Raw genomic sequence first — 3,241 nt, forward strand, 5'->3', positions numbered from 1 at the left:
TGCTGCTGATGGGCTGGGAGGTCATGGGCGCGATGTCGTACGCCCTCATCGGGTACGAGGTGGTCTCCTCCGCCTGAGCGGCCGCCCGGCCCGTCCCGCTCGGGCCTGGTCAGAATGCGGGCAATCGGCGGTCAAGAAGCGACCCCTCCCGGTTTCGCCGCCTCCGCCGAGGTCATCCCGCACATGATCATGCCGGGCTCGCGGGGGAGAATGTGATGCGCCATGCCGTCCTGTTCAGTGTGCCGTCCGGGGCGGCGGCGGCCGTCGCCGTCGTCCTCACCGTCACCGGGACGGCCCCCGCGCGTCCCGCGCCCCCTCGGGCGGCCTCGCTCGCCCTGAGGGGGGCGGCCGAGAGCGGGGAGGGCCCGCACGGCCGCGTGGTCGAGTACCGGGGGCTGCGCGTCCCCGTCCCGGCCGGCTGGGAGGTGCACCGGCTCGACCGGGATCCGTCCCGGTGCGTCCGCTACGACCGCCACGCGGTCTACCTGGGCCGCCCCGGCCCGCAGCCCGACTGCCCGGCGCGCGCCGTCGGCCGCACCGAGGCCGTCCACCTCCAGCCCGCGGGGGACGGGCGGACCGCGCGGACCGTCGTGCACGCCGACAAGCTCGCCTCGCTGACCGTGCGGCGGACCGCCGACCACGAGACGCGGCTCACCCTGCCCGAGGCCGGCGTCACGATCACCGGCGTGTACGGCGGGAGCCCGGAGGCGCTCCAGCGGATCCTGCGGGGCACCCGGCTGTCGGGCCGGTGGACCGCCGCGCCGTCCAAGCCGGACGTCCGCCGGACGGCGACCGCCGTGCCCACGGCGCCGGCCGAGGGGACGGCGCCCAGCGGAGGCCCCGTGCCCAGCGGAGGCCCGCTGCCGACCGGAGGTCCGGTGCCCGCCGAGAGCCCGTCCTCCGGCCAGGGGACCACCCTGGAGCGCTCGTGGGTGCGGGGCAAGGGGTTCGACACCTGCACCGCCCCGTCCCTGGCGACCATGAGGGCCTGGCGGCCCTCGTTCAAGGTCACCAACATCTACATCGGCGGAGCGGCGCGCGGATGCGCCCAGCCGAACCTCACCGCCTCGTGGGTGCGGCAGGTGCGCGCCATGGGCTACCGCCTCACCGCCACCTACGTGGGCCTCCAGGCCCCGTGCGGCAGCCGCCCGCAGCGCTTCACCGCCAGGAGCGCCTCCTGGCAGGGCGCTCAGGCGGCCGCGGACGCCGCCCGCAGGGCCCGCGCGCTCGGCATTCCGGCCGGCAAGCCGCTCTACTACGACATGGAGGCCTACGACCACAAGAAGGGCGCCTGCCGGGCCGCCGTCCTCCGCTTCGTCGACAACTGGGTCGACCGGCTGAAGACCGAGGGCTACCAGCCGTGCCTCTACAGCAGTTCCAAGTCCGGCATCCGCGACGTGGGCCGGTCCTCGATCAGCAGGCCGTCCTGCGTCTGGTTCGCCAACTGGGACCGCCGAGCCGACGTGTACGGAGACCCGTTCCTGCCGGACGCCTGGTGGGCGCCGCACCGCCGCGTCAAGCAGTACCGCGGCGGCCACCGGGAGACGCACGGCGGGGTCACCCTGAACATCGACAGCGACGTCGCCGACGGGCGCGTTTACTAGTTCCTGCTCAGGGGCCCCCGTGCCCTAAGCTGGGGGCACTCTCCGGCGGCGGCGGCGCCCGCGCCGGAGCACATCACCGGGGATCACACTCGCCGCCGCCCGCCGTCGCCGCGGGACCGGGGCGCACTCACTGTTCCCGCCGACCGCCAGCCGGATGGAGAATCTTTCATGGCACGCCGTTCCGATGTGCTGGACACGATCGTCAACCTCGCCAAGCGGCGGGGCCTGGTCTACCCGTCGAGCGAGATCTACGGCGGGCTCCGCGCCTCCTGGGACTACGGCCCCCTCGGCGTCGAGCTGAAGAACAACGTCAAGCGCCAGTGGTGGAAGTCGATGGTGCAGGGCCGCGACGACGTCGTGGGCCTCGACTCGTGCGTCATCCTGGCGCGCGAGGTCTGGGAGGCCAGCGGCCACGTCCAGGCGTTCGTCGACCCGCTCACCGAGTGCCAGTCCTGCCACAAGCGCTTCCGGGCCGACCACCTGGAGGAGGCCTACGAGGAGAAGCACGGCCGGCCGCCCGCGAACGGCCTCGCCGACATCTCCTGCCCCAACTGCGGCGTGAAGGGCTCGTTCACCGAGCCGAAGATGTTCAACGGGCTGCTCAAGACCTACCTCGGCCCCGTCGAGGACGAGTCGGGCCTGGCCTACCTGCGTCCCGAGACCGCGCAGGGCATCTTCATCAACTACCTGAACGTCCAGCAGTCCGCGCGCCGCAAGGTGCCGTTCGGCATCGGCCAGATCGGCAAGTCGTTCCGCAACGAGATCACGCCCGGCAACTTCATCTTCCGGACCCGCGAGTTCGAGCAGATGGAGATGGAGTTCTTCGTCAAGCCCGGCAGCGACGAGGAATGGCACCAGTACTGGATCGACGAGCGCATGCAGTGGTACGTCGACCTCGGCATCCGCAAGGAGAACCTGCGGCTGTTCGAGCACCCGCAGGAGAAGCTGTCCCACTACTCCAAGCGCACCGTCGACGTGGAGTACCGGTTCGACTTCGTCGGCAGCGAGTGGGGCGAGCTGGAGGGCATCGCCAACCGCACCGACTACGACCTGACCACGCACTCCAAGGCGTCCGGCGCCGACCTGTCGTTCTTCGACCAGGAGTCCGGCGACCGGTTCACCCCGTTCGTGATCGAGCCCGCGGCGGGCGTCGACCGCTGCACGCTCACCTTCATGATGGACGCCTACGCCGAGGACGAGGCGCCCAACGCCAAGGGCAAGATGGAGAAGCGCGCCGTGATGCGGCTCGACCGGCGGCTCGCCCCGGTGAAGGTCGCGGTGCTGCCGCTGTCGCGCAACGCCGACCTGTCCCCGAAGGCCCGCGACCTCGCCGCGCAGCTGCGCCGCAACTGGAACGTCGACTTCGACGACGCGGGTGCCATCGGCCGCCGCTACCGGCGCCAGGACGAGATCGGCACCCCGTTCTGCGTCACCGTCGACTTCGACACCCTGGAGGACGACGCGGTGACCGTCCGGGAGCGCGACTCGATGAGCCAGGAGCGCATCGCGCTCAGCCAGGTCGAGTCGTTCCTCGCCGCGCAGCTCGTCGGCTGCTGACCCGGCTCCGGGCGACGCCCCGGTGACGACGAGACGGGCCGCCCCCCCCCACGGGGGGGCCGGCCGGTACCACGGCTCGC

General features: G+C 72.4%; 2 protein-coding genes. Both read left to right on the forward strand.

Features of this window, described 5'->3' with window-relative positions; all coding sequences use genetic code 11:
- The first annotated feature begins 215 nt into the window (after positions 1 to 215).
- Entirely contained in the window at positions 216 to 1,604 is a 1,389-nt protein-coding gene (locus AB0C69_RS40385; RefSeq protein WP_360361751.1) for a DUF1906 domain-containing protein, read from the forward strand.
- Positions 1,605 to 1,772: 168 nt separating this feature from the next.
- Positions 1,773 to 3,161 (forward strand): glycine--tRNA ligase, encoded by a 1,389-nt coding sequence (locus AB0C69_RS40390; protein ID WP_345174458.1) that lies wholly within the window; start codon positions 1,773 to 1,775, stop codon positions 3,159 to 3,161.
- The last annotated feature ends 80 nt before the right edge of the window (positions 3,162 to 3,241 follow it).

The organism is Actinomadura sp. NPDC048032 (genome assembly GCF_040653175.1).
Taxonomy (GTDB): Bacteria; Actinomycetota; Actinomycetes; order Streptosporangiales; family Streptosporangiaceae; genus Spirillospora; species Spirillospora verrucosospora.

What these genes read in the sequence shown, in the direction of transcription:
- AB0C69_RS40385 (WP_360361751.1), top strand. Translation starts at nt 216, where the DNA reads ATGCGCCATGCCGTCCTGTTCAGTGTGCCGTCCGGGGCGGCGGCGGCC.
- AB0C69_RS40390 (WP_345174458.1), top strand. Translation starts at nt 1,773, where the DNA reads ATGGCACGCCGTTCCGATGTGCTGGACACGATCGTCAACCTCGCCAAG.